Source organism: Reichenbachiella sp. MSK19-1 (assembly GCF_003590315.1).
In the GTDB taxonomy this organism is placed as follows: Bacteria; Bacteroidota; Bacteroidia; order Cytophagales; family Cyclobacteriaceae; genus Reichenbachiella; species Reichenbachiella agariperforans.
In genome coordinates this window covers 1-3,942 of the sequence record NZ_MIER01000007.1, presented here as the reverse complement: position 1 = coordinate 3,942, position 3,942 = coordinate 1, and the positions used below count along the sequence as shown (strand labels likewise).

The window sequence follows — 3,942 nt, the reverse complement described above, 5'->3', positions numbered from 1 at the left end:
TCAATAACTAACTCGTCGGTACTCGCATCTGTGGCAGTGTTGCCTGCTCCGTCTGTAACAGTTGCTACGACTGGGTAAGTGTTGCCATCTGTGAATGTTCCTAAAGTACCACTCGCTGGCGTTGCTGTCTCTGTGTCTACACTCCAGTTGCCACTTGCGTCAGGAGTTACATTATATGTAGCGCCGTTGATCGTTACTGTCATCGTTTCGCCGGATGGCAAAGCTCCACCTGTGCCTGTCGTTCCGCTGATCACTGGTGTTGTGTCTGAGGTTGTTTGACTTACTACTGTTGGAGTCGTTGGGTCAGTCGTGTCTATCACTAACTCGTCTGAACTCGCATCCGTTGAACTGTTACCTGCCCCGTCTGTTACTGTTGTGACTACTTGATAAGTGTTACCATCACTAAAGGCTCCCAAAGTACCACTCGCTGGCGTAGCAGTTTCTGTATCTACACTCCAGTTGCCACTTGCATCAGGGGTTACTGTGTACGTTGCGCCGTTGATCGTTACTGTCATCGTTTCACCTGATGGCAATGCCGCCCCTGTGCCTGTCGTTCCGCTGATAACAGGAGTCGTATCGTTAGAAGTCAAAGCATCTACTGTTGGAGTCGTTGGATCAGTTGTGTCTATCACTAACTCGTCGGTGCTACCATCTGTGGCTGTGTTGCCTGTTTCGTCTGTAACAGTTGCTACAACTGGGTAAGTGTTGCCGTCTGTGAATGTTCCTAAAGTACCACTCGCTGGCGTAGCTGTCTCTGTGTCTACACTCCAGTTACCACTTGCATCAGGAGTTACATTATATGTAGCGCCGTTGATCGTTACTGTCATCGTCTCGCCGGATGGCAAAGCTCCACCTGTGCCTGTTGTTCCTGTGATCACTGGTGTTGTATCGTTAGAAGTCAAAGCATCTACTGTTGGAGTCGTTGGTACTGATGAGTCAATAACTAACTCGTCGGTGCTACCATCTGTGGCAGTGTTACCTGCTCCGTCTATTACTGTTGCTACTACTGAATAAGTATTGCCATCTGTGAAGGCTCCCAAAGTACCACTCGCTGGCGTAGCGGTCTCTGTGTCTACACTCCAGTTACCACTTGCATCAGGGGTTACCGCATACGTTGCGCCGTTGATCGTTACTGTCATATTTTCATCTCCAGGCAAAGCTGCCCCTGTGCCTGTTGTTCCGCTGATCACTGGTGTTGTGTCTGAGGTTGTTTGGCTTACTACCGTGGGTACGGTTGGATCCGTCGTGTCTATCACTAACTCGTCGGTGCTCGCATCTGTTGCAGTGTTACCTGCTCCGTCTGTCACAGTTGCTACGACTGGGTAAGTGTTGCCATCTGTGAATGTTCCCAAAGTACCACTCGCTGGCGTAGCAGTTTCTGTGTCTACACTCCAGTTACCACTTGCATCAGGGGTTACCGCATACGTTGCGCCGTTGATCGTTACTGTCATCGTTTCACCTGATGGCAAAGCTCCGCCTGTGCCTGTCGTTCCGCTAATAACAGGAGTCGTGTCGTTAGAAGTCAAGGCATCTACTGTTGGAGTCGTTGGATCAGTTGTGTCTATCACTAACTCGTCTGAACTCGCATCTGTTGCTGTGTTACCCGCTCCGTCTGTCACAGTTGCTACGACTGAATAAGTATTGCCATCTGTGAATGTTCCCAAAGTACCACTCGCTGGCGTAGCAGTTTCTGTATCTACACTCCAGTTACCACTTGCGTCAGGAGTGACTGCATACGTTGCGCCGTTGATCGTTACTGTCATCGTTTCGCCGGATGGCAAAGCTGCACCTGTGCCTGTTGTTCCTGTGATCACTGGTGTTGTATCATTAGAAGTCAAGGCATCTACTGTTGGAGTCGTTGGTACTGATGAGTCAATAACTAACTCGTCGGTACTCGCATCTGTTGCTGTGTTACCTGCTCCGTCTGTCACAGTTGCTACTACTGAATAAGTATTGCCATCACTGAAGGCTCCCAAAGTACCACTCGCTGGCGTAGCAGTTTCTGTATCTACACTCCAGTTACCACTTGCGTCAGGAGTGACTGCATACGTTGCACCGTTGATCGTTACTGTCATCGTCTCGCCGGATGGCAAAGCTCCACCTGTGCCTGTCGTTCCTGTGATCACTGGTGTTGTGTCTGAGGTCGTTTGACTTACTACAGTTGGTACGGTTGGATCCGTCGTGTCTATCACTAACTCGTCGGTACTCGCATCTGTTGCTGTGTTACCCGCTCCGTCTGTCACAGTTGCTACGACTGAATAAGTATTGCCATCACTGAAGGCACCCAAAGTACCACTCGCTGGCGTAGCTGTCTCTGTGTCTACACTCCAGTTGCCACTTGCGTCAGGAGTGACTGCATACGTTGCGCCGTTTATAGTTACTGTCATCGTCTCACCAGATGGCAAAGCTCCGCCTGTGCCTGTCGTTCCTGTGATCACTGGTGTTGTGTCTGAGGTTGTTTGACTTACTACTGTTGGAGTCGTTGGATCAGTTGTGTCTATCACTAACTCGTCGGTACTCGCATCTGTTGCTGTGTTACCTGCTCCGTCTGTCACTGTTGCTACGACTTGATAAGTATTGCCATCACTGAAGGCTCCCAAAGTACCACTCGCTGGCGTAGCAGTTTCTGTATCTACACTCCAGTTACCACTTGCATCAGGGGTTACCGCATACGTTGCGCCGTTGATCGTTACTGTCATCGTCTCGCCGGATGGCAATGCTGCGCCGGTGCCTGTTGTTCCTGTGATCACTGGTGTTGTGTCGTTAGAAGTCAAAGCATCTACTGTTGGAGTCGTTGGTACTGATGAGTCAATAACTAACTCGTCGGTACTCGCATCTGTTGCAGTGTTACCTGCTCCGTCTGTCACAGTTGCTACGACTGGGTAAGTGTTGCCATCTGTGAATGTTCCTAAAGTACCACTCGCTGGCGTTGCTGTCTCTGTGTCTACACTCCAGTTACCACTTGCATCAGGGGTTACCGCATACGTTGCGCCGTTGATCGTTACTGTCATCGTCTCGCCAGATGGCAATGCTGCGCCGGTGCCTGTTGTTCCTGTGATCACTGGTGTTGTATCGTTAGAAGTCAAAGCATCTACTGTTGGAGTCGTTGGTACTGATGAGTCAATAACTAACTCGTCGGTACTCGCATCTGTTGCTGTATTGCCTGCTCCGTCTGTCACAGTTGTGACTACTTGATAAGTGTTGCCATCACTGAATGTTCCCAAAGTACCACTCGCTGGCGTAGCAGTTTCTGTGTCTACACTCCAGTTGCCACTTGCATCAGGGGTTACCGCATACGTTGCGCCGTTGATCGTTACTGTCATCGTTTCGCCGGATGCCAATGCTGATCCTGTGCCTGTCGTTCCTGTGATCACTGGGGTCGTGTCTGAGGTTGTTTGACTCACTACAGTTGGTACGGTTGGGTCAGTCGTGTCTATCACTAACTCATCGGTGCTACCATCTGTTGCAGTGTTACCTGCTCCGTCTGTCACAGTTGCTACTACTGGGTAAGTGTTGCCATCACTAAAGGCACCCAAAGTACCACTCGCTGGGGTAGCTGTCTCTGTGTCCACACTCCAGTTACCACTTGCATCAGGGGTTACCGCATACGTTGCGCCGTTGATCGTTACTGTCATCGTCTCGCCAGATGGCAAAGCTCCGCCTGTGCCTGTCGTTCCGCTGATCACTGGTGTTGTATCGTTAGAAGTCAAAGCATCTACTGTTGGAGTCGTTGGATCAGTTGTGTCTATCACTAACTCGTCGGTACTCGCATCTGTTGCTGTGTTACCTGCTCCGTCTGTCACAGTTGTGACTACTTGATAAGTGTTGCCATCACTGAATGTTCCCAAAGTACCACTCGCTGGCGTAGCAGTTTCTGTATCTACACTCCAGTTGCCACTTGCATCAGGGGTTACCGCATACGTTGCGCCATTGATCGTTACT

General features: G+C 50.1%; 1 protein-coding gene. It reads right to left on the bottom strand.

Features of this window, described 5'->3' with window-relative positions:
• The coding region (locus tag BGP76_RS08470) for a beta strand repeat-containing protein (protein WP_370453785.1) at nucleotides 1-3,942 on the bottom strand (3,942 nt) is incomplete at both ends.